We start from the raw sequence: 23,435 nt of genomic DNA, 5'->3' as shown, positions 1-23,435 counted from the left end.
CTCACTTCGGGCAAAGCTACTGCAGCACGCTCTATTGGTGCTTAAGCGTCACTCATCGGAAAACCGTCGTGGACGCGCACCACCATCGGCCTCCGGATGACCGTTTTTTGAGCAGTGACGGCGAGGCCATGCTATCCATCAGGTCGGCGACAACCGAAGCATCGCGGACATGGACAGGCGAGTCTGAAACGACCGGGTGTGTTGTGTGCGGCCACGGCTCTCGGCCAGGAGCGCAGCTCGCTCGGCTGTGTTCAGAGTTAGGCGACGACAGGTTGCGGCCACTCAAGCTTGGCAACGTGGTCGCTGCACATTCCAGTACCCTGGATTGCAGGAGTTTGGAGGAGGCGCCTATTGCTGAAGTCCGAGCTGGTTACACAATAGTTCGGGCATACGTTCTCTGAATCCTTTAGTCCTATAGATAGGGGGCTGTGAGACAGGTATAACTTGCAGGGCACCTCCAATCTGAGGCAGTCCTTGAGAGGAAAACCCGAAATGGCACATGACTCACCCAGCCAGGGTGGAATGACCCTGGCGCCTGACCAGTTGGACGCCTATCTCGCAAAGATCGGGGTCAATCAGCCTGTTTCGCTCGACCACGACAGTCTGTCAAAACTGCATCGGGCCCATCTCATGACCTTTACCTGGGAGGCACTGGATGCTTTCATGGGATGGCCGTCTTCGATCGCACCAGCCGCTGCCTTCACAAAAATGGTGAAGAGCCAGCGAGGAGGCTGGTGCTACGAGATGAACGGGCTGTTCGGGGCTGCACTCGACGCTTTAGGGTTTCGCGTGACCCGCCTGTGTAGCGGTGTCAATCGTGAAATCCTGGGCGATGCGGTCATTGGTAACCATCTGAGCTTGCGTGTCGATCTCGATCGTCCCTATCTCGCAGAGGTCGGCTTGTCCGATGCCATCGTCGAGCCTGTGCCGCTTGCCCCGGGGCCGATCAGCCAACGCGGCTTCGATTTTTCGATCATGCCGACGGACGACGGTTGGCTGCGCTTCAGGAACCATACGCGTGGCATGGCGCACAGTTTCGATTTCCGGCCCGATTACAGCGATGAGATTGCCATCTCCAGCATGCTTGGCTGGCTGACGCAGGATCCTGGCTCTCCGTTCACCAACGCGCTGGCGATTCTGCGGCATACGCCAAATGGCTATGTCAGCCTGAAAAACGATTGTCTGTGCCGCGTAACGGCAGACAGCACTACCGAACAGCGCATCTCGAGCGCCGATCAATTGGCCGACACGTTCGCAACGATTTTTCACATCGACGTTCCCCCGTATGAGGGTGTCTGGGAAAAGATCCAGACGATCCGTGGTGAGGCAACCACCTGAACAACCCTGGAGATCAGTCGAAGTTGGCAGAAGATGGTGAGACTCACCAGGAGCTTCTTGTTCCCCGAGACGATCTGCCAGCGCTGATCGACGGCCCAACCGGTGTCAGTTGACCCTCACGCAGGTACCGGGTGGAGAAGGGCCACCTGCTGGAAGGCGGCTGACATGCACTGGAGCAGATTTGTCGCCAGTGCCAGCCTGTCTTGGTGCGGCGCAGTTCGGCTTCCTTCTGAGAAGCGCCAGCTCGGCCAGAACCAACCGAGCACGCTCACCGAGCGGTTTTCACCGAATGGTCGTTTGCGTTCGGGGGCGTCGATGCCATGCAGCCTCACCCTGACCTTTTCGCATTGCCCAGGCCCTTCACATCGGGCGCTCAGGGCGTCGTCTTTGAGATGTCGACGAGCAAGCCAAGGAGGACGCCTGCAGTATCGGATAAGGGTGTTCTGCGAGCAGCTTCCGTAGCCTGGGCCAGGCGTCAAACAGTGCATGCTTCAGCACTCGCGTGCGTGTGCGTCATCCTCGAATGTGGGTGCTCAGAAAAGCTGGAGACTTCTGCAAGTTGCTGATATTTATGGAGATATGAAGCTTTGCGCAGAGTGGGGCGGCGGTTCGGGGCATCCAGTACCCACCACCAAAACGCACAGAAGGCTTGGAGAGTGCTAAGCCTTCTGTGCGTTTCGGCGTTTGTTGCTACTGAAGGTCACGGTTGTTCGGGGTATTTCTATGCAAGATGCACTGGCTCTACAGCGGCAATGGAAAAGCTGGCAGTTAGAATGGACAGGATTAGCCTAACCCTGTTGGTGGAGGTTGGATGGCAGTTCTGTAGAGCATCAGTGCCCTGTAGAGGCCCGGTCGGTGGCGCAAGCGGGTCGCACGGCTTTCACCATTGTTAATGAGGCGAACGTAAGTTCGCCTTTATTTTTGCTGCCGCAGAAAGATTGACCATGTTCGAATCCATCCGCAAGCATTCCAAGTTCGTGATGATCTTGTTGTTCTTGCTGATCATTCCCTCTTTCATTTTTGTCGGAGTCAACCAGAACTACTTCACCGAGTCCAGCCAGACCGTGGCCCGCGTGGATGGGCATGACATCACCCAGCAGGACTGGGATAACGCTCACAGGGCTGAAAGCGACCGCCTGCGTGCGCAGAATCCGACCATGGATGCCAAGCTTCTCGACTCGCCAGAGGCGCGTTATGCCACGCTGGAAAAGCTGGTGCGTGATCGCGTGCTGGCTGCTGCTGCTGCCAAGATGCACCTGACAACGCCCGATGCACAACTGGTGCGTACCTTGCGTGAGATCCCCGCGATTGCCTCATTGCAAAAGCCCGATGGCTCGCTGGATGCCGAAGCCTACAAGGCTCTGGTGGGCTCGCAGGGCATGACTCCCGAAGGGTTTGAAGCCAATCTGCGTCGTGAACTGGCTCTCAATCAGGTACTGGGTTCCGTGTCTTCGACCAGCTTCACGACTGCTGCACAGCTGCAGCAGGCCATGGATGCTCTGTATCAGCGCCGCGAAATTCAGGTTGCCCGGTTTGATGCCAGCGCTTTTGTCGGCAAGGTACAGCCCACGGAAGCCGAACTCAAGGCCTTCTATGAATCGCACACCAGCCAGTTCAAGCAGCCCGAGGCTGCCACAGTGGAATATGTGCAACTGGATGTGGCGACGGTAGAGAAGAGCATTGTCCTGAGTGAAGATGATCTGCGCACCTATTACAAGGAAAACGCGGCCCGTCTTGCCGGCCCGGAAGAGCGTCGTGCCAGCCACATCCTGATCAATGCGGCCAAGGATCTTCCAGCTGCAGAGCGTGAAAAGGCCAAAGCCAAGGCAGAGCAACTGCTGGCCCAGGTGCGCAAGGATCCCAAGAGCTTTGCCCAGGTGGCCAAGGCCAATTCGCAGGACCCCGGCTCTGCTGCCAATGGTGGTGATCTGGGCTACTTCGGCCGAGATGCCATGGTCAAGCCATTTGAAGAAGCCGTTTTCAAGATGAAGCAGGGCGACATCAGCGATGTGGTCGAGTCTGACTTTGGCTTTCACATCATCGAGCTGACCGGCATCAAGCAGCCCAAGGTCCCCTCGTTCGAGGAAATGCGTCCCAAGCTGGAAGCAGACCTCAAGCAGCAACAGGCTCAGCGCAAGTTTGCAGAGGCGGCAGAAGCCTTCTCCAACGCCGTTTACGAGCAGTCCGAAAGCCTCAAGCCTGTGGCCGAGAAGTTCAAGCTGAGCATTCACAAGGTCGAGAACGTGACGCGTGAGCCAGCCCCTGGTGCGCAAGGTCCTCTGGCCAACAAGCGTTTCCTTGAGGCGCTGTTCTCCGCAGATTCTCTGGAGAACAAGCGCAATACCGACGCAGTGGAGCTGGCTCCCAGCAACCTGGTGGCTGGCCGTGTGCTGAGCTATGCTCCTGCACATACTCAGTCCATGGATGAAGTGGGTGAGAAGCTCAAGCAACTATATGTGGCGCATCAGTCCGCAGAGCTGGCCAAGCAGGAAGGTAAGGCCAAGATGGCCGAATGGAAGGCCAAGCCTGAAGCTGCCCAGCTGCCTGCGGCCGTCGAGGTGGGGCGCGATCAAGCCAGGGATCTGCCGCGTGAAGTGCTGGATGCCGCATTGCGCGCCCCCACGAATGCCCTGCCTGCATGGGAGGGTGTCGATCTTGGCAATGCAGGTTACGCGGTGATCAAGGTCAACCGCATTGCCCAGCGTCCTGCGCAAGATGCTCAGGTGCTGGAGCAGCAAAAGGCGCAGTTCACGCAGTGGTCTTCCATGGCTGAAGTCATGGCCTACTATGAACAGTTGAAGAAGACCTTCAAGGTCCAGATCAAGGTTGCGCGTCCTCAGTAAGGCATTTAAATCAGGCGCGAGTTTATTTGCGGTCTGATTTATGCATTACAATAGATGCTTCTACGGTGGCTGTAGCTCAGTTGGTAGAGTCCAGGATTGTGATTCCTGTTGTCGTGGGTTCGAGTCCCATCAGCCACCCCAGAATTTTGAAAACGCTCTGCAGCGCAGAGCGTTTTTACTTGATGAGAGGTTTTTACCTTGAATCGTTGCTAGTTCAGTGTTTGTTGCTCTCAAATTTGATTGGAGAGCTCAAATTCTGAAGTAGAATAGAGACTTCTACGGTGGCTGTAGCTCAGTTGGTAGAGTCCAGGATTGTGATTCCTGTTGTCGTGGGTTCGAGTCCCATCAGCCACCCCAGTTTATAAAATGCCTCACAGGTTTTCTTGTGAGGCATTTTTGTTTTTGCAGCCCTGCTGAGCAGGGTGCGCAGGCCGCTTTGAAGTTCTCCTTCCTCGCGAAACAGACCGTCCGGCGCTGAACGCCTCGTGACAGTGGTTGTTGGCGGTGCGCGCCTTCAGTTGCCGCTCATGGTTGAGCCGCGGCCGCCCCGAAAGAAGACGATGTGCAGTATCACTACGGCAGGGCGCTGTTGCATAACTCCTGCACTCAACTGCGATGGCCCCACCGGATGAGTGAATCGAGCTGGAGCAAGCAGCGCTTGCCGCACCATAAACTGGAGGTTGTACAGCACAGCATTGAAGGCCCGAGGTGATTTGAGCATCCGAAGGGGCTGGAGGTTCAGGTGCACTCCCGTCCAAGCCGAAGTGGCCTGTATTTGCTCGCAGACTCCATGAGCATCAAGTTCTTGGGGGGAGGTGAATGGAAAGCCAGGAAGCATGGCGCCGTCGCCAATGGCGCAAGGTGCATCTGGGCATAGACGCACAGACAATGCAGATTCGAGCCATCGTCGTGACCACTAACGAGGTGGGTGATTCGCCAGTAGTGGCTGAGCTGCTTGGCCAAATACCCAACACCTGAAGAGGTGGCCAGCTTTACGAGCGACGGCGCATATGACGCGCAGGATGTGCATGAAGCATGTCACGGCCGCAGCGCTATCCCCATCCCCATCATCCCGCCACGTAAAGGAGCAAGACCGCGTAAATGGTTGGCCTTTACGCATCGCAACGAGGCCGTTAAGGCGTGCAAGCGAGTGGGGCGCGCTATCTGGAAGCGCTACAGCGGCTACCACCGCTACAGCTTGGTGCCAACCAAGATGAATTGCTTCAAACGCCTGGGGGAGAAAGCGATGGCCAGGACGTTTGAGCGTCAAGTCGTTGGGCTCAATATTCGTGCATCCATCCTCAATCGATTGACTGAGCTGTGCATGCTGCAGACGGTGGGGCCGTTGCATAACTGGGTCTGGGGAAAGCGCCGCCTCAAATGGAGTTATGCAACAAAGCCCTCCGACACGGTATTGGCCCTGGCGACAAGGCGCTTCTGATGCTCAAGCTGCATTCCTGGGCTCGCATCACAGCCATCCGGGGCTGTGGTGCCTCACCAAAGTCAGGCTCATACGAGGCCACAGAAACAAACAACCAGTTCAAGGCCGGCGAGGTGTGGGCAGGAGCTTCACTTGCTTACACATCGAATACCTGTAAGCGATTGAATAACCTAGACTTGTTGCTATGAAAAAGTTACTTGGAGTCTCGGCATTCGCGTTGTTCTTGTCCGGCTGCTATGCACATCACGGACATGGTTATGGGCACCGTCACCATGATGGGTTCTACGGGCATCCGCACGGTCACAAGCATCATGGCCATCGGTCAGGTGGTCATGGCGGAGGACATAAGCACCACGGCGGGCGTGGGCATGGTCGACGCTAGGCCTCAAACACAAAAAAGCCACCTTTGAGGTGGCTTGGTTTATCTGGAGACTGTTTAGAAAGCGTCGACGCTGTACTCGCCTTCGGGAGGGTTCTGGGACAGCATCCGCAGAACTTCTTCAGGGGAGCGCGGTTCCGGCATTGGCGTCATGATCTCTTGAATCGTCGCTTTGAGTTCAGGATAGGCGGCGTACAGGTAGGTCATGGCAACTCCTTGAAGGGTGGATGGAAGCTGATGTGTTTCTTTTTAACGTTTGACTGTGTCAGTTCGTTGACAGGAATGTAAGTCGCGAGGTGTGCTTACAGATTCTCAGGCAGGCATTGCACGGTCCTGTCGTCCAGTCACTGGCTGTCTGCCCGGACAGGAAAGGCTGCGCGTGCAGCGACTCGGATCGCACCGCCAGGAGGAGGCTGAGGTCGGTATCCGCCCAAGCCGGACCAGCGGCTCAGGGTATCGCTGCTGCGCAGGGCAGACGGCAAGCGCGATGGCGCCAAGCGGTTTGGTCATGGTTCTTCATCCTCTTCGCCGCAACGCAGCGAGTTGGATCATTAGCGGCGATGGCAGGGTTTTGCCGGATACTGGCAGTCAATCTGGTGCAGGGCTCTGTCAGCCATGTGCGGTGCGTGATGGCGCGGTCGAGAAACTCTGACAGGTGCTCCAGACGGAGACGGGCTTGTGATTGCGCAATGGCATTTGGCCGTGCTGCTGTGGCAGTCGACTTACTGGCTCGATCGTGGAAAAAAGGCTTGGCTAATAGGAGAGGGCCGCTGGCTAGCTAAAACGCTGCAAGCCCTCGCTTGTCAGCGCCCCACGATGAAGAGGCGGTACAGCGATTTGCTGCACCATGAGATGAATCATAAACGCAATTGAGAATCGTTTGCAAATAACCGTGCGATTCTCAGGACTATAGAAAGAAAGTGCCAATGCCTGGAGGTATGAAACTGAATTGCTCCAAGAGTTGCTCGATAGATACGGGCGCTGGGTTCAGGAGCGTTTGAAGAGGTTGCGATGTGCCAGTGCCGAGGAGCGGTATCAGTCTCTGCTGCAGGAAGATGAACCATCAATCTCTTTTATTGCGGACTGGCGCTAGACAGGCTCAGCTTGAGCTGCAGGCCGCGTCCATGAAGTTCCATCATGTGCTGTTTGCGGCCTAAGTCCTGAAGAGTGAGCACTTGAACTCTGTGCGCTGGCGCCTGGCCAAGGCTTGCATGATGCTCAACCCATGGTCTGCGTTCCCTCTGGTTGATATTTCGGATGCTGCTGACGTATGCCCGATAAGGCATACCTCTATAGCGGCCATTCATCGCGACACTGAGGCGTATGTCCTGCCTGTTTATCGGTATTCAGCGGCGTGGCCAAAGTCCCAAGCATGATCCGCTGGCGCCTTATTTTGCGTTTACCGTTGTGAGCACGTTGATAACGTGTAAGGGCTTGTGCTGCATGGATGCCTTGGCTGGTCCCACGGCCGTAGGCTCTCGCTAGAGCTTAACTTTGACCCAAGCCGCATTTCGCGGCTTTGTTCATAAGGAGGGCATCATGAATCCTGATCAAACCAAGGGTGCGCCGAAGGATGCTGCGGGCGGGGTTCAGGAGAGGTTTGGTGAACTCATGGTCAGTCCTGAACAAGAAGCCAGGGGGATCGCAAAGGAGGTTGAAGGCTTCGCTCAGAAGAAGGCCGGTGATCTGAAAGAAGCGATTCAAGAGGCGGTCAAAAAAAATAAGCTGCAAGTGCTCTAAAGAGCAAGCCCGGCTAGGTTCGCCATCTGGCTTTTGTGTTGCTCCCTGTCCGGGTTTATTACTGAATATTTATTCATGCTGTGAATTTATACATATGTGCTACAATCCAGCGGTCGGGGAAATCATGCTGGCGCCTAGGAATGGTGGTTGGCCCCCGACGCGGAATATCGCGAGGTGGAGCAGTCTGGTAGCTCGTCGGGCTCATAACCCGAAGGTCGTTGGTTCAAATCCGGCCCTCGCAACCAATAAAGCCCTGGTCGGAAACGGTCAGGGCTTTTTTGCCATCTTTATGTCATATTTCGAGAGCAAGATACGCGTCGCTAGGTTCAGGTTGTAGCACTGAAAGATGGCTTAACCCCTGGCGCCAATTCCCAAGCCCTGGCTGTAGCAGCCGGGGCTTTTTCTTTTTTGCCTTCTGTCAGGCGAGAGCTGGTTGCTGTGGCCAGGGCTTTGTCTCGTCGGCTTTTCTTGTTCTCTTGTGTCAGCCAAGGCTACGCCCGGGTGACATGACGCACGGGTGATGAGAGGGCTGCTTCATCGCTCACGGAGAGCTCCTGCATGTGTCACCTTTGGCCGAAGGTGTGGAAGCTGGAATTGCGGAGGCAGCCGGTTTTCTTGCCTTGAGGGCGCAAGGCATCAATGTTTCGTGCTGGCCTTAGAGGGGTAAGGCGGTTCTTGGTCTGCTGCCAAGCCACAAATAAATATGATGGCGCGTATAAGCCGGCAAAGTTGCGAAGCATAGACAGACAAAAGGGGTTAGATCTTTCGATCTAACCCCTTGTCATTTGGTCGGAGCGGCGGGATTCGAACTCGCGACCCTCTGCTCCCAAAGCAGATGCGCTACCAGGCTGCGCTACGCTCCGAAGCCTCTATTCTAACTACAAAAAATTGCTCATTTTTTGAAAGTGCCGAATTTTTATGGCGAGGCGCTATTTATTTTGAACGAGGTGTCGTGGGGGCCGGGCCACGGTTGGCCAGATGGCGGAAGGTGATGCGGCCCTTGGTCAGGTCGTAGGGCGACATTTCCAAAGACACTTTGTCGCCGGCCAGAATGCGGATGTGGTGCTTGCGCATCTTGCCGCCGGTATAGGCAATCAGTTGGTGACCGTTGTCCAGCGTGACGCGAAAACGCGAGTCAGGCAGGACTTCCGTCACGGAGCCTTGCATTTCAATCAGTTCTTCCTTGGCCATTTGTTCAATCTCTCAGAAAAGGTCAGTTGCGGCGCTTGCTCGTCATCACCACGGAAAAGGCCTGAGCAGTACAAGTGCTCAGGCCTCAATGTGGCAAGGGCGCTGCGCTGTTTGCGCAGACCGAACAAAAGGCCGATATCCAATCAAGCCATGCTGTGAAACAGCATTCAGCTAAACATTGGAATTGTAGCGTCTAGCCTTCGCTTATGCCCTCATAAAGGGGTAAAGCGTCGCAGCGATGAGACGGGTGCATGGGTCTTTGTCATGACGCTTGCATCATTGAGATGCCATGACCGGGTGGTTGCCTGGATGGGGAAAACGCCTGTAGCCCTCAAAGACAGCCGCCGCTGCCGTGGTCTTGGCTAGAATCCTGTTCGACAGCTCTATAACTTTGATAGCAAAATCCCATTGTGTCTGATCGACTTGCCGTACTTTCCCAATATTTCTTGCCCAAGCAGGCGCTGACCGCGCTGATGGGAAAACTGGCGCAAGCCGAAGCTGGCGGATTGACGACGGCGGTCATTCGCCGCTTTATCCAGCGCTACCAGGTGAACATGGCCGAAGCGGCCAATCCCGATCCTGCTGCCTACAAGACCTTCAATGCCTTTTTCACACGTGCGCTCAAGGATGGTGTTCGCCCTCTGGCACAGGCGGACTGGATTTGCCCGGTAGATGGTGCGATCAGCCAGTTCGGCAGGATCGAAGGCGAGCAGATATTTCAAGCCAAGGGGCATCAATACAGTGCGACTGCCCTGGTAGGAGGCGATGCGGCTCTGGCTCGTCAGTTCGATAACGGCAGTTTTGCCACGATCTATCTGAGCCCGCGCGACTATCACCGCATTCATATGCCTTGTGCCGGCAAGCTGCGCAGCATGACCTATGTGCCAGGTGATCTGTTCTCGGTGAACCCGGTTACCGCACGTGGCGTACCCGGCCTGTTTGCGCGCAACGAGCGCGTGGTCTGCGTGTTCGATACCGACCATGGCCCCTTCGTGCTGGTACTGGTGGGCGCGACGATCGTGGGCAGCATGGCCACGGTGTGGCACGGTCTGGTCAACCCGCCCCGCCCAGGCCATATCAAGACCTGGAATTACGAGGGTGCCGAAGCAGTGACGCTGGCCAGCGGCGAGGAGATGGGCCGCTTTCAGCTTGGCTCCACCGTGGTCATGCTGTTTCCTCAGGCTGCAGGCCTGCAGTTCAATCCGCAGTGGCAGCCGGCGGCGCCGGTGCAACTGGGTCAGGTCATGGCCAACGCCCAGATCAAACTGGGCTGACAGCCGGGTTCCATAGAAAAAGCCGCTGATGCCATGAGCTCAGCGGCTTTCTTGTTTTGAGGGATCAAAGAAACCAGGTCAGCGGCTCGGGCCTGCGCTCGGTGGTGAACACCGTGGGGGCAAGACTCAGGCGATCGGGTTTTACCGGGTCGTCGTGACCTCGGAGGTAGACCATTAGTTCGCGTCTGCGCAAGATGACATGGCTGACGATTTCGCGTCGGCCATTCTGAGTGACCTCGGTGCCGGGGCGAAACAACGGCATATGAAACAGGCCACTGCGTGTGGTGGGCGGCGATGCCGCAACTTCATTGGAGGCGAGCTGCATGGGCTTTCCGTAGTAGTGGTGACTGCTTATCGGCAGCGAATCATCAAACTAAAGCCCGAATTGCCAGGCCTGGTTCAACCGGGCTGGGCCAGGGCCTTGAGCAGCTCGGTCTCCATGCGCAACTGACTGTTGTTGTCCTGCAGTTCAGGGCCTTCGATGAGGAAGGTGTCTTCCACGCGCTCGCCCAGGGTGCTGATCTTTGCCAGATGCACGCTGATATGGTGCTGGGCCAGGATGCGAGCAATGATGTAGAGCAGGCCGGCGCGGTCTGACGCGGAGATGGACAGCAGCCAGTGCTGGGCTTTTTCATCGGGGCGCAGGATGACGCGCGGAGCGAATGGAAAGCTTTTGACGCGGCGCGACAGCCGTCTTTGCGATGGCGTGGGCAACGGGCCGCCCTGCAGCAGGGTCTGCGTCAGATCGCTTTCCACCATGTGCATGAGTTCGCGGTATTGCTCCTGCATGGTGGGTGCGACGACCTGAAAGGTGTCCAGTGCGTAATCGTTGTTGGCCGTGTGCACGCGCGCATCGAGAATGGAAAACCCGGCCCGATCGAAGTAGCTGCAGATGCGGGCAAACAGATCGGGCTGGTCAGGTGCATAGACCAGCACTTGCAGGCCTTCGCCGGCCAGCGACCGCCGGGCGCGTACCACAGGCTTGCCCTGGCCCACATGGCGTGAGAGATGGCGGGTATGCCAGGCGATGTCGGCCGCTTCATGGCGCATGAAGTAGCTCACATCCAGTGTCTCCCAGAGTTTCTTGTGGGACTCGAAAGGCTGGGCGGACAGGGCCAGCTGTACCAGTGCCTCACGCTTGCGGGCTTCGATTTCGGCGGCGGCATCCGGGGCGCGGCCACCCAGCACGCGCAAGGTCAGGCGGTAGGTGTCTTCCAGCAGCTTGCCTTTCCAGGCGCTCCAGACCTTGGGGCTGGTGCCGCGAATGTCGGCCACCGTCAGCAGGTACAAGGCGGTGAGCTTGCGCTCGTTGCCGACGCGTTCGGCAAAGGCGCGAATCACATCGGGGTCGGACAAGTCCTGCTTCTGGGCCACCTGGCTCATGGTCAGGTGCTCGCGCACCAGAAACTCGACCAGCTCCGCATCGGCCTTGTCGATCTGGTGGGCGCGGCAAAAACGCTTGACTTCGACGGCGCCGATCACGGAGTGATCGCCGCCTCGGCCCTTGCCGATATCGTGGAAGAGAGCAGCCAGATACAGGATCCAGGGCTTGTCCCAGCCCGCGGCGAGCTGGGAACAGAACGGATACTCATGGGCATGCTCGGCCATGAAGAAGCGCCGCACATTGCGCAGCACCATCAGGATATGCTGGTCCACGGTGTAGACGTGGAACAGATCGTGCTGCATCTGTCCAACGATGCGGCGGAAGGGCCAGAGATAGCGACCCAGTACCGAGGTCTGATTCATCAGCCGGATGGCATGGGTGATGCCGCGCGGCTGCTGCAGGATCTTCATGAAGGTGGCGCGATTGACCGGGTCGCGACGGAAGGCGCTGTCCATCACATCGCGGCTGGCATACAGCGCGCGCAGGGTGCGCGTCGACAGACCCGTCAATCCCTCATGCTGCTCATACATGAGAAAGGTTTCGAGAATGGCATGCGGATCGCGCTCGTACAGATCGTCGCTGACCACCTCGATGGTGCCGGCCTTCTCGCAAAAGCGATCATTGAGCTGAATCAGCTCGTGCGATCCGGGGTTCAGGCGCTCTTCGATGCTCATGCGCACGATCTGGCACAGCTGGGTCACCGCCTTGGCGGCCCAGTAATAGTGACGCATCAGGGTCTCGCCAGCGCGCATGGCCAGCTTGCGGCCTTCCGGCGTAGTGGAGCGGTAGCCAAAGGCTTCGGCCACGGCGGTCTGCAGGTCAAAGACCAGCCGGTCCTCATGGCGGCCGGCAGAGGCATGCAGGCGGGCACGGATCAGGCTGAGCAGGGATTCATTGGATTCGAGCTGCTGAACCTCGAAATGGGTGATCAGGTCCTGCTCGGCCAGTTCATGCCAGCTGTTGCCGAAGCCTGCTGCCTTGGCCAGCCAGAGCATGGTGTGCAGATCGCGCAGTCCGCCGGGCGATTCCTTGCAGTTGGGCTCGAGCGAATAGGGCGTGAAGTCATATTTGGCGTGGCGCTGGCGCATTTCCAGCAGCTTGCCTTCGACAAAAGCCTTGGGATCGAGTTGCGCGCGAAACGCCTGCTCGAAGTCGGCAAACAAGGCCTTGCTGCCGGTGATGCGGCGTGACTCCAGCATGGCGGTCTGCACCGTCAGGTCCTGCGCAGCCTCCTGCAGGCATTCGGCGATGCTGCGCACGCTGGAGCCGATTTCCAGGCCTGCATCCCAGCAACTGCTGATGAACTGCTCGATGCTGGCCGCCAATTCCGCAGCCGGCTGTGCACTGCTTTGGGGCAGCAACACCAGCACATCGATGTCCGAATAGGGAAAGAGCTGGGCGCGTCCATAACCCCCCACGGCCAGCAGGGCAGCGCCTTGCGGCATCTGCGCGCGTTGCCAGAGGGTGCGCAGAAGACCGTCGGCCAGTTCACTGAAATGGTGCAGCACTCCGCGCACGCTGCGTCTGCCCAGCGTAGGGTTGCGCAGCAACTCCATCTGCCGGGCCTTGGCCTCACGGTATTGCTCGCGCAGGCCCTGTAGCGAGGAGAGGTCGGAGACGTCGGCAGAGTGGGCGTAGGAGTGGGCAGGGGAGGTCATGCGCAGTAGAAAAAAGCGTTTCAACAGGGCAAGTGCTTGAGCGTCACCTTAACCCAACTGACTTGGGCTTGAGGCCTGTGATGGCAAAAAGATGAGCGCATGGCGCTTGCAGTACAAGGTCTGCAAGCAAAAAATATGCCGCATCCGGCTTTGGCCGGTGCGGCATGCAGGTCAGCGGCGGCAGCGCGCTCAGGTGCGGATGGACGTGATGAAGTCAGGCGGAGTGGGTGAGCCCTCGGACCAGGTCAGCACGTCATAGCCGGTCTTGGTGACGGCCAGCATCAGCTCCCACTGGGCGGTCAGGCTGCGGTCCTTGGTGACGACGGTCCAGCCGTCGGGCATGGCCTTGATGTCGCGCTTGCCCAGATTCAGCATGGGTTCGATGGTGAAGACCATGCCTTCTTCCAGCACCACGCCTTCGCCGGGGCGGCCGTAGTGCAGCACCTGGGGTTCGTCGTGGAACACCTTGCCGATGCCGTGGCCGCAGTATTCGCGCACCACGGACAGGTTGTTGCTTTCCGCGTAGGTCTGGATGGCGTGGCCGATATCGCCCAGCGTGGCACCGGGCTTGACCTGGGCAATGCCCTTCCACATGGCTTCGAACGTGAGCCTGGACAGGCGCTTGGCCGCAATCGTGCCTTCGCCAATGATGAACATGCGGCTGTTGTCGCCGAACCAGCCGTCTTCGGTGATGATGGTCACGTCGACATTGACGATATCGCCCTTCTTCAAAGGCTTGTCGTTGGGGATGCCGTGGCACACCACATGGTTGACCGAGGTGCAGACATAGGCCGGGTAGGGCGTCATACCCGGAGGCTGATAGCCCAGGCAGGCCGTCTTGGTGCCTTGCTCGGCCATACGCTTGGCGCACAGATCGTCGATCTGCTGGGTGGTGATGCCGGGTTTGATGTGGGGGGTGATGTAGTCCAGCACATCCGAAGCAAAGCGGCCTGCAACGCGCATGCGCTCGATGTCTTCGGGGGTCTTCAGTGTGATGCTCATGGCCGCAATTATCCCATTGCGCGCTTGAACATGCAGGGCTTGTGGGTGTGAGCATTCGGACTAACCCCGAGGCACGGTAAAATCCGAGGCTCACCGAATTCAGCGCTTTGGCCAGGTCCTCTCAGGCAGGGGATTGACCAGGACGCTTTTCAACAGCCTTCACATAAACAGGCCGCCACGTGACATTGCATCTGACACAGTTTGAGGGTGGAAACGCCCTGAGCTCGTTCCGCGCCCAACAGCTTCTGACCGATCTGGTCGCCATCCACCCCAAGATCACCGGCGTATCTGCACGCTTTGTGCACCTGGTAGCCACCGAGGGCGCAGTTGCGTCCGCATTGCAAGAGCGCCTGTCGGCGCTCTTGACTTATGGTGACCCCTATACGGGCAATGCTGAAGGCCTGGCCTTCATCGTCACACCCCGCCTGGGCACTATCTCTCCCTGGGCCTCCAAGGCCACCGATATCGCCCGTAACTGCGGCCTGAATGTGTTCCGTGTGGAACGCATGACCGAGTATCGCGTGGACATGAAGTCCGGCCTGCTGGGCGGTAAGCCCGAGCTGTCTACAGAGCAGACCGCTCAGGTCGCCGCTTTGCTGCACGACCGCATGACCGAGTCCGTGTTTGCGACACGCGCAGAGGCCGAGCAACTGTTCACCACCCTGGCGGCACAACCCATGGAGTTTGTGGATGTGCTGGGCGGCGGCCGCGCAGCGCTGGAAGCCGCAAACAAGCAATGGGGCCTGGCCCTGGCCGAAGACGAGATCGAATATCTGGTCAACGCTTTCAACGACCTCAAGCGCAATCCCACGGACGTGGAGCTGATGATGTTCGCGCAGGCCAACTCCGAGCACTGCCGCCACAAGATCTTCAACGCCAAGTTCACCATCGACGGCGTAGAGCAGGAAAAATCGCTGTTCGGCATGATCCGCAACACCGAAGCGGTCTCGCCCCAGCACACTGTGGTGGCCTATGCCGACAACGCTTCCATCATGGAAGGCCATGAGGTCGAGCGATTTGTCGCCAAGTTTGATGCCAAGGCAGATGCAATCAGCGCCCCCAGCTATAAGAAGCAGGCGGCTACCAACCATGTGCTGATGAAGGTGGAAACACATAACCACCCCACGGCGATTTCGCCCTTCCCCGGAGCATCGACCGGCAACGGCGGCGAAATCCGTGACGAAGGCGCAACCGGCCGTGGCTCCAAGCCCAAGGCTGGCCTGACTGGCTTCACCGTCTCCAAGCTCTGGGGCAGCGAAGTGGGCAAGCCCGAACATATCGCCAGCCCGCTGCAGATCATGATCGAAGGCCCTCTGGGCGGCGCGGCGTTCAACAACGAGTTCGGTCGTCCCAATCTGACCGGCTATTTCCGCGAATACGAGCTGCAGGTCGGCGACATCACCCGCGGCTACCACAAGCCCATCATGATCGCCGGCGGCCTGGGCGTGATCGATTCCGAGCTGACCAAGAAGATCGAGTTCCCGGCGGGCACGCTGCTGATCCAGCTGGGCGGCCCCGGCATGCGCATCGGCATGGGCGGCGGTGCGGCAAGCTCCATGGCTTCGGGCACCAATGCCGCGGAACTGGACTTTGACTCGGTGCAGCGTGGCAATCCCGAGATCGAGCGCCGTGCTCAGGAAGTCATCAACCATTGCTGGCAGCAGGGCGCTGGCAACCCCATCCTGGCCATCCACGACGTGGGTGCCGGTGGTATCTCCAATGCCTTCCCCGAGCTGACCAACGATGCCGGGCGCGGTGCACGCTTTGACCTGCGAGCCGTCAAGCTCGAAGAGTCCGGCCTGTCGCCCAAGGAAATCTGGTCCAACGAATCGCAGGAGCGTTACGTGCTGGCCATTGCTCCGGAATCGCTGGAGCAGTTCACGGCCTTCTGCGAACGCGAGCGCTGCCCGTTTGCCGTCATCGGCACGGCTACCGAAGAGCGCCAGCTGGTGCTGGAGGACACGGCGGTCGAGTCCGGCGACCAGAAGTTCCCCGTGGACATGCCCATGAACGTGCTGCTGGGCAAGCCACCCAAGGTGCACAAGGATGTGACCAGCGTGGAGCGCGAGCTGCCCGCCATGGACCTGACCGGTGTGCCGCTGGAAAAGGCCGTGATCGAAGTGCTGGCCCACCCCACGGTGGCTTCCAAGCGCTTCCTGATCACCATCGGCGACCGCGCCGTCGGTGGCCTGACCCATCGCGACCAGATGGTCGGTCCCTGGCAGGTGCCGGTGGCTGACGTGGCCGTGACCCTGGCCGACTACAAGGGCTTCAAGGGTGAAGCCATGGCCATGGGCGAGCGCACACCGCTGGCCGCCATCAACGCGCCCGCCTCGGGTCGCATGGCCGTGGCCGAAGCCATCACCAATATGCTGGCCGCCCCCATCGAGCTGTCCAAGGTGAAGATGTCGGCCAACTGGATGGCCGCCTGCGGCGAAGCCGGCGAAGACGCTGCGCTGTACGCCACCGTCAAGGCCGTGGGCATGGAGCTGTGCCCCGCGCTGAACATCTCGATTCCCGTGGGCAAGGACTCCCTGTCCATGCGCACGCAGTGGAGTGAGAACGGCCAGACAAAGAAGGTCACCTCGCCTGTGAGCCTGATCATCACCGGCTTTGCCGCCATCGACGATGTGCGCACCACGCTCACGCCCCAGCTCGACGCCGAGGTGGAAGATAGCACCCTGGTGCTGATCGACCTGGGCCGTGGCAAGATGCGCATGGGCGGCTCCATCATCGGTCAGGTGCTCAATCAGTCGGGCAACGAAGTGCCGGATCTGGATGAGCCCAAGGATCTGATCGCCATGGTGGATGCAGTGAATGCGCTGCGTGCCAAGGGACTGATCCTGGCCTACCACGACAAGGGCGACGGCGGCCTGCTGGCCACGGCCGCCGAAATGGCCTTTGCCGGCCATGTGGGCGTGGCCTTGAATGTGGACATGCTGATCACCGAAGGTGATGGCATCTCCGACAGCCGCATGGACAGCGGCGAAGGCAAGAACTGGGGCAAGCAGGTCTCCGGCCGTCGCGAAGACCTGACCTTGCGCGCGCTGTTCAACGAAGAACTGGGCGCCGTGCTGCAGATCAGGACCGAGGACCGTGCCGAAGTGCTGCAGGTGCTGCGCGAACATGGCCTGATCCAGTGCAGCCATGTCATCGGCAAGACCCGTCCTGCTTCGTCCCCTGTGGACGCCGGCAAGGGCGAGCTGCAGGTGTGGCGCGATGCGAACAAGGTATTCGGCGCAACCCTGTCCGATCTGCACCAGGTCTGGGATGCCGTGAGCTGGAAGATCACCCAGCAGCGCGACAACCCCGTGTGCGCCGACAGCGAGCATGCTGTGGCGGGCGAACCCACCGACCCCGGCATGCACGTGCATCTGACGTTCGATCCCAAGGAGAACGTGGCAGCGCCCTTCATCAACGTGGCTGCCAAGCCTCGCGTGGCGGTGCTGCGCGAGCAGGGCGTGAACTCCCATGTGGAAATGGCCTACGCTTTCACCGAAGCCGGCTTTGATGCGGTGGACGTGCACATGAGCGACCTGCAGTCCGGCCGTGCGCAGCTCAAGGACTTCGCCGGTGTGGTGGCCTGTGGCGGCTTCAGCTACGGCGACACCCTGGGTGCGGGCATTGGCTGGGCACGCTCCATCACCTTCAACGACCGTCTGTCCGAGCAGTTCCAGGCCTTCTTCGGTCGTACCGACACTTTCGGCCTGGGCGTTTGCAACGGCTGCCAGATGTTCGCCGAACTGGCCGACATCATCCCCGGTGCGCAGGACTGGCCGCGCTTCACGCAAAACCAGAGCAACCGCTTCGAGGCGCGTCTGAGCATGGTGGAAGTGCTGGAGTCGCCCAGCCTGTTCCTGCAAGGCATGGCCGGCTCCCGTCTGCCCATCGCCGTGGCGCATGGCGAGGGCTTTGCCAACTTCCAGTTCCGTGGCAATGCCCAGCAGGCGGTCAAGTCCATGCGCTATGTGGACAACCACGGCCAGCCTACCGAACAGTATCCGTTCAACCCCAATGGCTCGGCTGGTGGTTTGACAGCTGTGACCACGGCCGATGGGCGTTTCACCGCGATGATGCCTCACCCCGAGCGCGTGTTCCGCAATGTGCAGATGAGCTGGACTTCGGGCGATAAGTCTGAATTCAGTCCCTGGATGCGCGTCTGGCGCAACGCCCGCAAGTGGTTGGGTTGATCCCCTGGCACTGCTAGCGCAATCAAAAGGCTCTGCATTCTGCAGAGCCTTTTTTCATGGTTAATGGTCTGCACGGAGGCCGACTTCAAGGATCAGGTGAACTGCTTTCCGCGTCCTGTTGGAAGCGCAGGCCTAGATCGTCTCCAGTTGCTGCATCAGATGCTGGCGCATCAACTCGGCCATCTGCGTGGCTGGCTTCGCATCTGCATGCCAGCGGCCATAGCTGGTAAGGATATCGAAGCCTCGCCGCATGTCCGGCACATGGTGACTCAACGCATAGCCGATCAACTGCGCTTCGAGGCAGGCAATCTGGGCCTGCGGCACGATTGCCGGCACCAACGAAGCTGCTGCCACAGAAGCCTTGCCATCGGCACGCTGATCGAAAATGTTCTGGCTCATGACTCAAAACTCCAGTCGGGCCTGATCTGCAGGTCCTGGCGTTGGTGTTGAATAGCGCATGCTTTCAGCTGCGCCGATTTGCCCGCGACAGTCATGCATGAATAGCTGATGCTTTGACAGCATCAAGTCGGTAAACGCCGGATTCAGACAAAGGCTGAAATTGTCGAGCGCTACAGAACACATTCGTTGAGTGCCTGTTGTCGTAGCAGGCAAGATCCGTTGCCAACACTGCACCGGCTGTTGATAGGACAGCAGCTATCTGGACTGTTTCGTGTCCATTGGGCGACCGTAGGCCTTGGCTCTCAAGTCATGTGCGGGCCTGTGCTTAGGGGTGTGGCTGCTTCATGTCAGAATCTATCGATTGATGTGAATAGGTGTAGTAGCTCTGTGCAAAGGGCTGCTGCTTTTTTGCCTCTAGTGCAGTGTTGTGAAGCGGCACTAGCTTGGCTTTGGTATGGCAATAGTACGCAAATGCGTATATTTGTCAATATTGAGTTGCTCATATGGGTATTGGTGCGCGTTTGCGTGAGGAACGAGAACGCCTTGGCTTGAACCAGGAAGGGTTTGGCCAACTTGGCGGTGTGCGCAAACAGGCGCAGCTGCTCTACGAGAAAGACGAACGAAAGCCGGATAGCGATTACCTTGTTGCGGTTGCCGCAGCAGGTGTTGATGTGCTGTTTGTGCTGACCGGCCGGCGCCAGTCAGATCTGCCTGCGGGGGATGCCAGCGAACAGCTCTTGCTGGAGAACTTTCGACGCTGTTCGTTGGCCGCCAGACAGAATCTCTTGCAGTCCTCTATTTTGTTGGCAGCAAGCTTGCCAGCCGAAGCATCGTCAGTGGCCAGTTCTTAGACCCAGAACCGGCTTCCAAGGCTGTGACACTGGGCGTGTATGGCGACGCAAGTGTCCTGGTCGATTTGACCCAGAGCATTCAGACCCACGGTAGCAGTTTGACAGCCGGATAGGTAGCAAGGTGCAGTTGCGGGCAGCTTGCGCGGTATGAGCACCGAAGCCGGGCTGAGCCATTGGTAAGCAAAAGTAGCAGGGAGGTCGTGGCTTGGCTGCGGCGGAGTCGGCACTTGCATCTGCAGCAGCATCGGCGGACTGAATGATTGCCGGGAACAGCAGCGCCGTAGCTTGGCGAGGAAGTCGGTTGATGCATGTCACCTGGCTTCTCTGCGTTCTGATTTTTTGCACGTTTTCATCGGCACAGTGCCATGGCGATGATAGGCTGACGCATTACGCGCAACAGTTTGCGCGGTCGGTCAAACCACAGTTTTTGCCGCGCTGAATGCACTGTTTCAGCAAAGTGCGGACGAGGTTTTCCGAGGGTGGTCTTGCACTCGCCCTTGGTGCGTTAGCGCCTCGAACTATCAAGATATTGCGTCGATTCGGGACGGGAGACATTGGTGTCGCGTGTATTAGCAACGGAAGCGGAAGTTTTGGCGCTGTCGCCGGACGCTGCGTCGTCCAAGGCGGCCAAGGGACTGCAGTCCCTGAGCAAATGGCCGAACACAGGCAGCAATGATGCTGCGGTCTGGGGGGAATGCCAGGGCAGCGGCAGCAAGCCGTATCAGACTCAGGTCGATCTGAGCGGGCCGGCCTTCAAGTGCTCCTGCCCCAGCCGCAAGTTCCCCTGCAAACACGGGCTGGCGCTGATGCTGCTGCGTGCAGGTGGCCAGGTGCCAGAGGGCGGCGAGCCCCCGGAATGGGTCAGCAACTGGCTGGGTGGTCGTCTGCAAAAAGCCGAGCAGAAAGAGGCCAAGGCGGCCGCCATTGCCGCTGCGCCAGTTGCGGATCAGGAGGCTCTGGCAAGACAGCAGGCCAAGCGCGAGGACAAGCGTTGGGACAAGGTTGCTGGCGGCATGCAGGAGCTGTCGCTATGGATGCAGGACATGGTGCGCACCGGCCTGGCCAATCAGTCTGGCGACAGCCAGACGCGCCAGCACTGGAACACCATGGCTGCACGCATGGTGGATGCACAGGCCACGAGCATGGCCACGCGTATCAGGGAAGCCTGGGAGCTGGTGGACAGCCATCCGACCTGGCCGCGTGACCTGCTGGTGCAGCTTGGCCATTGGCAGCTGCTGCTGGACGCGGTGCAGCGGCGTGACTCGCTGAGCCCGGAGGTGAAGGCTGACGTCATGGCTGCCCTGGGCTGGCCCATGGACAAGGCCGAAGTACAGGCCCGTGGTGAAACCATCAGCGACGATTGGCGGGTGCTGGGTCAGCGCCTGATCGAGCGCGAGGGTCGCCTGCTGGAGCGCCGCGTCTGGTTGCAGGGCCTCAATACCGGCCGCGCCGCCCTGATGCTGGACTATGCCCAGGGTGGGCGCGGGTTCGAGACTGCCTGGGTGAGCGGAGGCGCTTATCGCACAGCCTTGAGCTTCTACCCTGGCAGGGCCAGCCTGCGCGCGGTCGCGGTCAATGGGGTTGAAGCACTCGACAGCTGCGATGCTGCGGCCCTGACGGTCAAGGCTTTGGGTGAGCCGTTGCAGCAACTGGGCGAGCGCATTGCCGCCAATGCGCTGCAGCCGGTGCAGCCGCTGTGGTGCGCGAATGCCCAACTGCTGTATGTGGAGGGGCAATGGCTGGTGAGCTGGCCCACAGGACAGAGTCAGGCGGCGCCCGTGCCTGCGGTGATTGCCGATGACGAAGCCTGGCGGCTGCTGGCGCTGAGCGGCGGCACGCCTCTGGCCCTGTTTGGTGAGTGGGAGTGTGGGCCGCAACTGGGGCGCTGGCGCTTGCTCAGCGCCTGGCAGCAGGATGCTCACAGCCAGGCCTTATCCCCCATCTGGCAGAACCAAGGAGAGATGCGATGAGCAGCGCCAATTTGTGGGCTGCACTGCAGCAGTCCAGTCTGGTCGGCTCGGACAGGCTGGCCGTGCCTGCGGTGTTGACCGCGCAGGTCGATGCCGCAGCCAGCCCCGGTTTGCAAGCCATGCAAGCTGCCTGGCTGCAGCCGGCGGCATCAACGGCTGCACAAGTGCTCAGAGCCAGCGCTGTCGCAGCCGTCCTGGAGCGGGCGGGTTGGCAACCCGGTGCGCAGGTCAGGCTCGGCGCACCTTTGAGCTCTCCGGCATTGCCTGCCGACGAGTCTCGCCGTGCGCCCGAGGATGAGCGCCTGCATGGCCTGATGCGTGATGTGCTGCAGCATGGGCCCGAGAACATGCTGGCTCCCATGTTCCATGCCCTCGATCAGGCTGGACAGCGCTTGCCTTATGCGCTCCTGGTCGAGGCTTTGAACGAAGGCCGCCGTTCGGTGGAGCTGCGTACCTGGCTGACGCCGGTGCTGGGCGAGCGAGGACGCTGGCTGGCAGGGCTCAACCCGCAATGGAGCTATGCCAGCGGTGTGCAGGAGACAGCCAATGCCGAGGTGATCTGGCAGGAGGGCTCCATCGAGCAGCGCGTGGCGCTGCTGCACAGCGAGCGTGAGACGGATGCCGACCAGGCCCGCGCCAGACTGGAAGCCAGCTTGAAGGAGCTCAATGCCAAGGAGCGTGCGCCAATGGTGCTGGCCCTGGGCGTGGGGCTGTCGATGGCGGACGAGCCGCTGCTGGAAAAGCTGCTGACCGATCGTAGCAAGGAGGTGCGTGAGAACGCGGCCCGCCTGCTCTCGCGCCTGCCGCAAAGCGCGCACAGCTTGCGCATCATGGGCTGGCTGCAGTCCATGCTGAGCCGCAATGCCAAGGGGGAATGGCAGATCGAGCCGCCCGAGGAGGGCAGCAAGGACTGGGAGCGCGACGGCATTGCGCTGCAGCCGCCGGCCTATATCAAGGGCGTGAAAGCCTGGTGGCTGCAGCAGATGGTGGAGCTTGCGCCCATCGATTTCTGGCTGCAGACCCTGGAGATGACGCCCGAGCAGCTCTGGGACTGGAGCCGCCGCAGCGACTGGAAGACCGCTTTGCGCCAGGGTTGGCTGGCGGCACTGCGCGATCAGCCCGATGTGCGCTGGATTGCGCTGCTGCAGACCATGGAGCGCGATTCACGAGCCCAGGCGTTGCTGTCGGCCCTGCTGGACCGGCTGAGCCAGCAGGGGCGCGAGGCGCTGTGGCAGACGCAGTTGCAACAGGTCAAGGGCAGCTTGGTGGACCGCATCAACACCATCGAGAGCAGCATGCCGGTGGTTGGCGTGTTTTCTCAATCCATGTCGGAGCAACTGATGGACGCTCTGGACAAGGCGCTGGGCGGCAAGCAGGCTACAGGCAGCTGGCATAGCTGGCAGGCCGACCAGGCCGTGCTGGCCTGCGCGCGCCGGCTGCATCCGGCCGTTCTGCCGCGCTTTGTGTGGCTCTGGCGTCAGCCTGCACAGGCTGAGGAACTTGCCGTGCCGCAGCAGCAGCCCGAAGCAGTAGCCCCGTCAGGGCTGGCCGGGCTCTGGCAAAAGTTGGTATCCAAGGTGGCCGATGCGACCGAAGAGGTCGCCGCAGTGGCTGCGCAAAGCAGTCTGACGCCCGAACAACAGGCGCGGCTGGAGCGCGCCCGCCTGCGCCCCTGGGATGACGAGCGCGTGCTCGAGCAACTCAACCGTATCACCGATCTGCGCATGGCCCTGCATGCAGCGCTGAGCGCCTAAGCCTTCGAATTTTTCTGCATT

Annotated in this window: 15 protein-coding genes, 4 tRNA genes and 1 pseudogene; 13 read left to right on the top strand and 7 right to left on the bottom strand. The window is 59.7% G+C overall.

Annotated elements, in window-relative coordinates:
• The first annotated feature begins 492 nt into the window (after positions 1-492).
• The 6 genes and pseudogenes from CTATCC11996_RS22165 to CTATCC11996_RS25760 all read left to right on the top strand — a co-directional run bounded on the left by CTATCC11996_RS22165 (position 493) and on the right by CTATCC11996_RS25760 (position 6,032).
• Complete coding sequence (locus tag CTATCC11996_RS22165) at positions 493-1,338, top strand: arylamine N-acetyltransferase family protein (RefSeq protein ID WP_003080703.1); 846 nt, start codon at positions 493-495, stop codon at positions 1,336-1,338.
• Positions 1,339-2,282: 944 nt separating this feature from the next.
• Complete coding sequence (locus CTATCC11996_RS22160; protein ID WP_003080701.1) at positions 2,283-4,181, top strand: SurA N-terminal domain-containing protein; 1,899 nt, start codon at positions 2,283-2,285, stop codon at positions 4,179-4,181.
• A 65-nt stretch (positions 4,182-4,246) separates the two neighbouring features.
• A tRNA-His gene (locus CTATCC11996_RS22155) sits at positions 4,247-4,322 on the top strand.
• Positions 4,323-4,462: 140 nt separating this feature from the next.
• Positions 4,463-4,538 (top strand) — tRNA-His (locus CTATCC11996_RS22150).
• A gap of 367 nt (positions 4,539-4,905) precedes the next feature.
• Positions 4,906-5,520 (top strand): annotated as a pseudogene (locus tag CTATCC11996_RS25270) (IS5 family transposase); the annotation flags it as partial.
• Positions 5,521-5,879: 359 nt separating this feature from the next.
• The gene (locus CTATCC11996_RS25760) at positions 5,880-6,032 is read left to right on the top strand and encodes a hypothetical protein (protein ID WP_155278082.1); all 153 of its coding nucleotides are present in this window, start codon (positions 5,880-5,882) and stop codon (positions 6,030-6,032) included.
• A gap of 26 nt (positions 6,033-6,058) precedes the next feature.
• On the opposite strand, the gene CTATCC11996_RS25930 is transcribed toward CTATCC11996_RS25760, so the two are convergent.
• Positions 6,059-6,208 (bottom strand): hypothetical protein, encoded by a 150-nt coding sequence (locus CTATCC11996_RS25930; RefSeq protein WP_003080696.1) that lies wholly within the window; start codon positions 6,206-6,208, stop codon positions 6,059-6,061.
• A 1,332-nt stretch (positions 6,209-7,540) separates the two neighbouring features.
• On the opposite strand from CTATCC11996_RS25930, the gene CTATCC11996_RS22135 reads away from it, so the two are divergent.
• Both CTATCC11996_RS22135 and CTATCC11996_RS22130 read left to right on the top strand, forming a co-directional pair.
• Positions 7,541-7,741 carry a CsbD family protein gene (locus CTATCC11996_RS22135; RefSeq protein WP_003080693.1) on the top strand — a complete coding sequence of 67 codons (201 nt, stop codon included), beginning with the start codon at positions 7,541-7,543 and terminating at the stop codon, positions 7,739-7,741.
• Positions 7,742-7,909: 168 nt separating this feature from the next.
• Positions 7,910-7,986 (top strand) — tRNA-Met (locus tag CTATCC11996_RS22130).
• A gap of 541 nt (positions 7,987-8,527) precedes the next feature.
• On the opposite strand, the gene CTATCC11996_RS22125 is transcribed toward CTATCC11996_RS22130, so the two are convergent.
• A tRNA-Pro gene (locus tag CTATCC11996_RS22125) sits at positions 8,528-8,604 on the bottom strand.
• 70 nt (positions 8,605-8,674) lie between these two features.
• A complete protein-coding gene (gene infA, locus CTATCC11996_RS22120; protein ID WP_003056533.1) occupies positions 8,675-8,932 on the bottom strand; it encodes a translation initiation factor IF-1 in 258 nt (85 codons plus the stop codon).
• A gap of 410 nt (positions 8,933-9,342) precedes the next feature.
• On the opposite strand from infA, the gene asd reads away from it, so the two are divergent.
• Positions 9,343-10,206: an archaetidylserine decarboxylase gene (gene asd, locus CTATCC11996_RS22115; RefSeq protein ID WP_034350012.1), complete on the top strand. Its 864-nt coding sequence runs from the start codon at positions 9,343-9,345 to the stop codon at positions 10,204-10,206.
• 64 nt (positions 10,207-10,270) lie between these two features.
• Here the strand turns inward: asd and CTATCC11996_RS22110 are convergent, their stop codons facing one another.
• From CTATCC11996_RS22110 to map, 3 genes are all read right to left on the bottom strand, one after another.
• The gene (locus CTATCC11996_RS22110; RefSeq protein ID WP_003056528.1) at positions 10,271-10,531 is read right to left on the bottom strand and encodes a hypothetical protein; all 261 of its coding nucleotides are present in this window, start codon (positions 10,529-10,531) and stop codon (positions 10,271-10,273) included.
• A 74-nt stretch (positions 10,532-10,605) separates the two neighbouring features.
• Entirely contained in the window at positions 10,606-13,248 is a 2,643-nt protein-coding gene (locus CTATCC11996_RS22105; RefSeq protein WP_042437996.1) for a [protein-PII] uridylyltransferase, read from the bottom strand.
• Between the two features lie 189 nt (positions 13,249-13,437).
• Positions 13,438-14,250: a type I methionyl aminopeptidase gene (map, locus tag CTATCC11996_RS22100; protein ID WP_003080687.1), complete on the bottom strand. Its 813-nt coding sequence runs from the start codon at positions 14,248-14,250 to the stop codon at positions 13,438-13,440.
• 179 nt (positions 14,251-14,429) lie between these two features.
• Between map and purL the strand changes: the two genes are divergently transcribed.
• Positions 14,430-18,440 carry a phosphoribosylformylglycinamidine synthase gene (gene purL / locus CTATCC11996_RS22095; protein ID WP_003080686.1) on the top strand — a complete coding sequence of 1,337 codons (4,011 nt, stop codon included), beginning with the start codon at positions 14,430-14,432 and terminating at the stop codon, positions 18,438-18,440.
• Positions 18,441-18,572: 132 nt separating this feature from the next.
• On the opposite strand, the gene CTATCC11996_RS22090 is transcribed toward purL, so the two are convergent.
• On the bottom strand, positions 18,573-18,839 hold the full coding sequence (locus CTATCC11996_RS22090; RefSeq protein ID WP_003080684.1) for a hypothetical protein: 267 nt from the start codon (positions 18,837-18,839) through the stop codon (positions 18,573-18,575).
• Between the two features lie 503 nt (positions 18,840-19,342).
• Between CTATCC11996_RS22090 and CTATCC11996_RS22085 the strand changes: the two genes are divergently transcribed.
• The 3 genes from CTATCC11996_RS22085 (at position 19,343) to CTATCC11996_RS22075 (ending at position 23,414) form a co-directional block, all read left to right on the top strand.
• Complete coding sequence (locus CTATCC11996_RS22085) at positions 19,343-19,690, top strand: helix-turn-helix domain-containing protein (RefSeq protein WP_003080681.1); 348 nt, start codon at positions 19,343-19,345, stop codon at positions 19,688-19,690.
• Positions 19,691-20,280: 590 nt separating this feature from the next.
• Positions 20,281-21,660, top strand: coding sequence for an SWIM zinc finger family protein (locus CTATCC11996_RS22080; RefSeq protein WP_003080679.1), 1,380 nt, complete (start codon positions 20,281-20,283; stop codon positions 21,658-21,660).
• Positions 21,657-23,414 (top strand): DUF5691 domain-containing protein, encoded by a 1,758-nt coding sequence (locus CTATCC11996_RS22075; RefSeq protein ID WP_003080676.1) that lies wholly within the window; start codon positions 21,657-21,659, stop codon positions 23,412-23,414. The genes CTATCC11996_RS22080 and CTATCC11996_RS22075 overlap by 4 nt, the downstream gene beginning before the upstream one ends.
• Positions 23,415-23,435: the final 21 nt, after the last annotated feature.

The sequence above is a fragment of the Comamonas testosteroni ATCC 11996 genome, from assembly GCF_000241525.1.
In the GTDB taxonomy this organism is placed as follows: domain Bacteria; phylum Pseudomonadota; class Gammaproteobacteria; order Burkholderiales; family Burkholderiaceae_C; genus Comamonas; species Comamonas testosteroni.
This window is presented reverse-complemented; position numbering and strand designations above follow the sequence as displayed.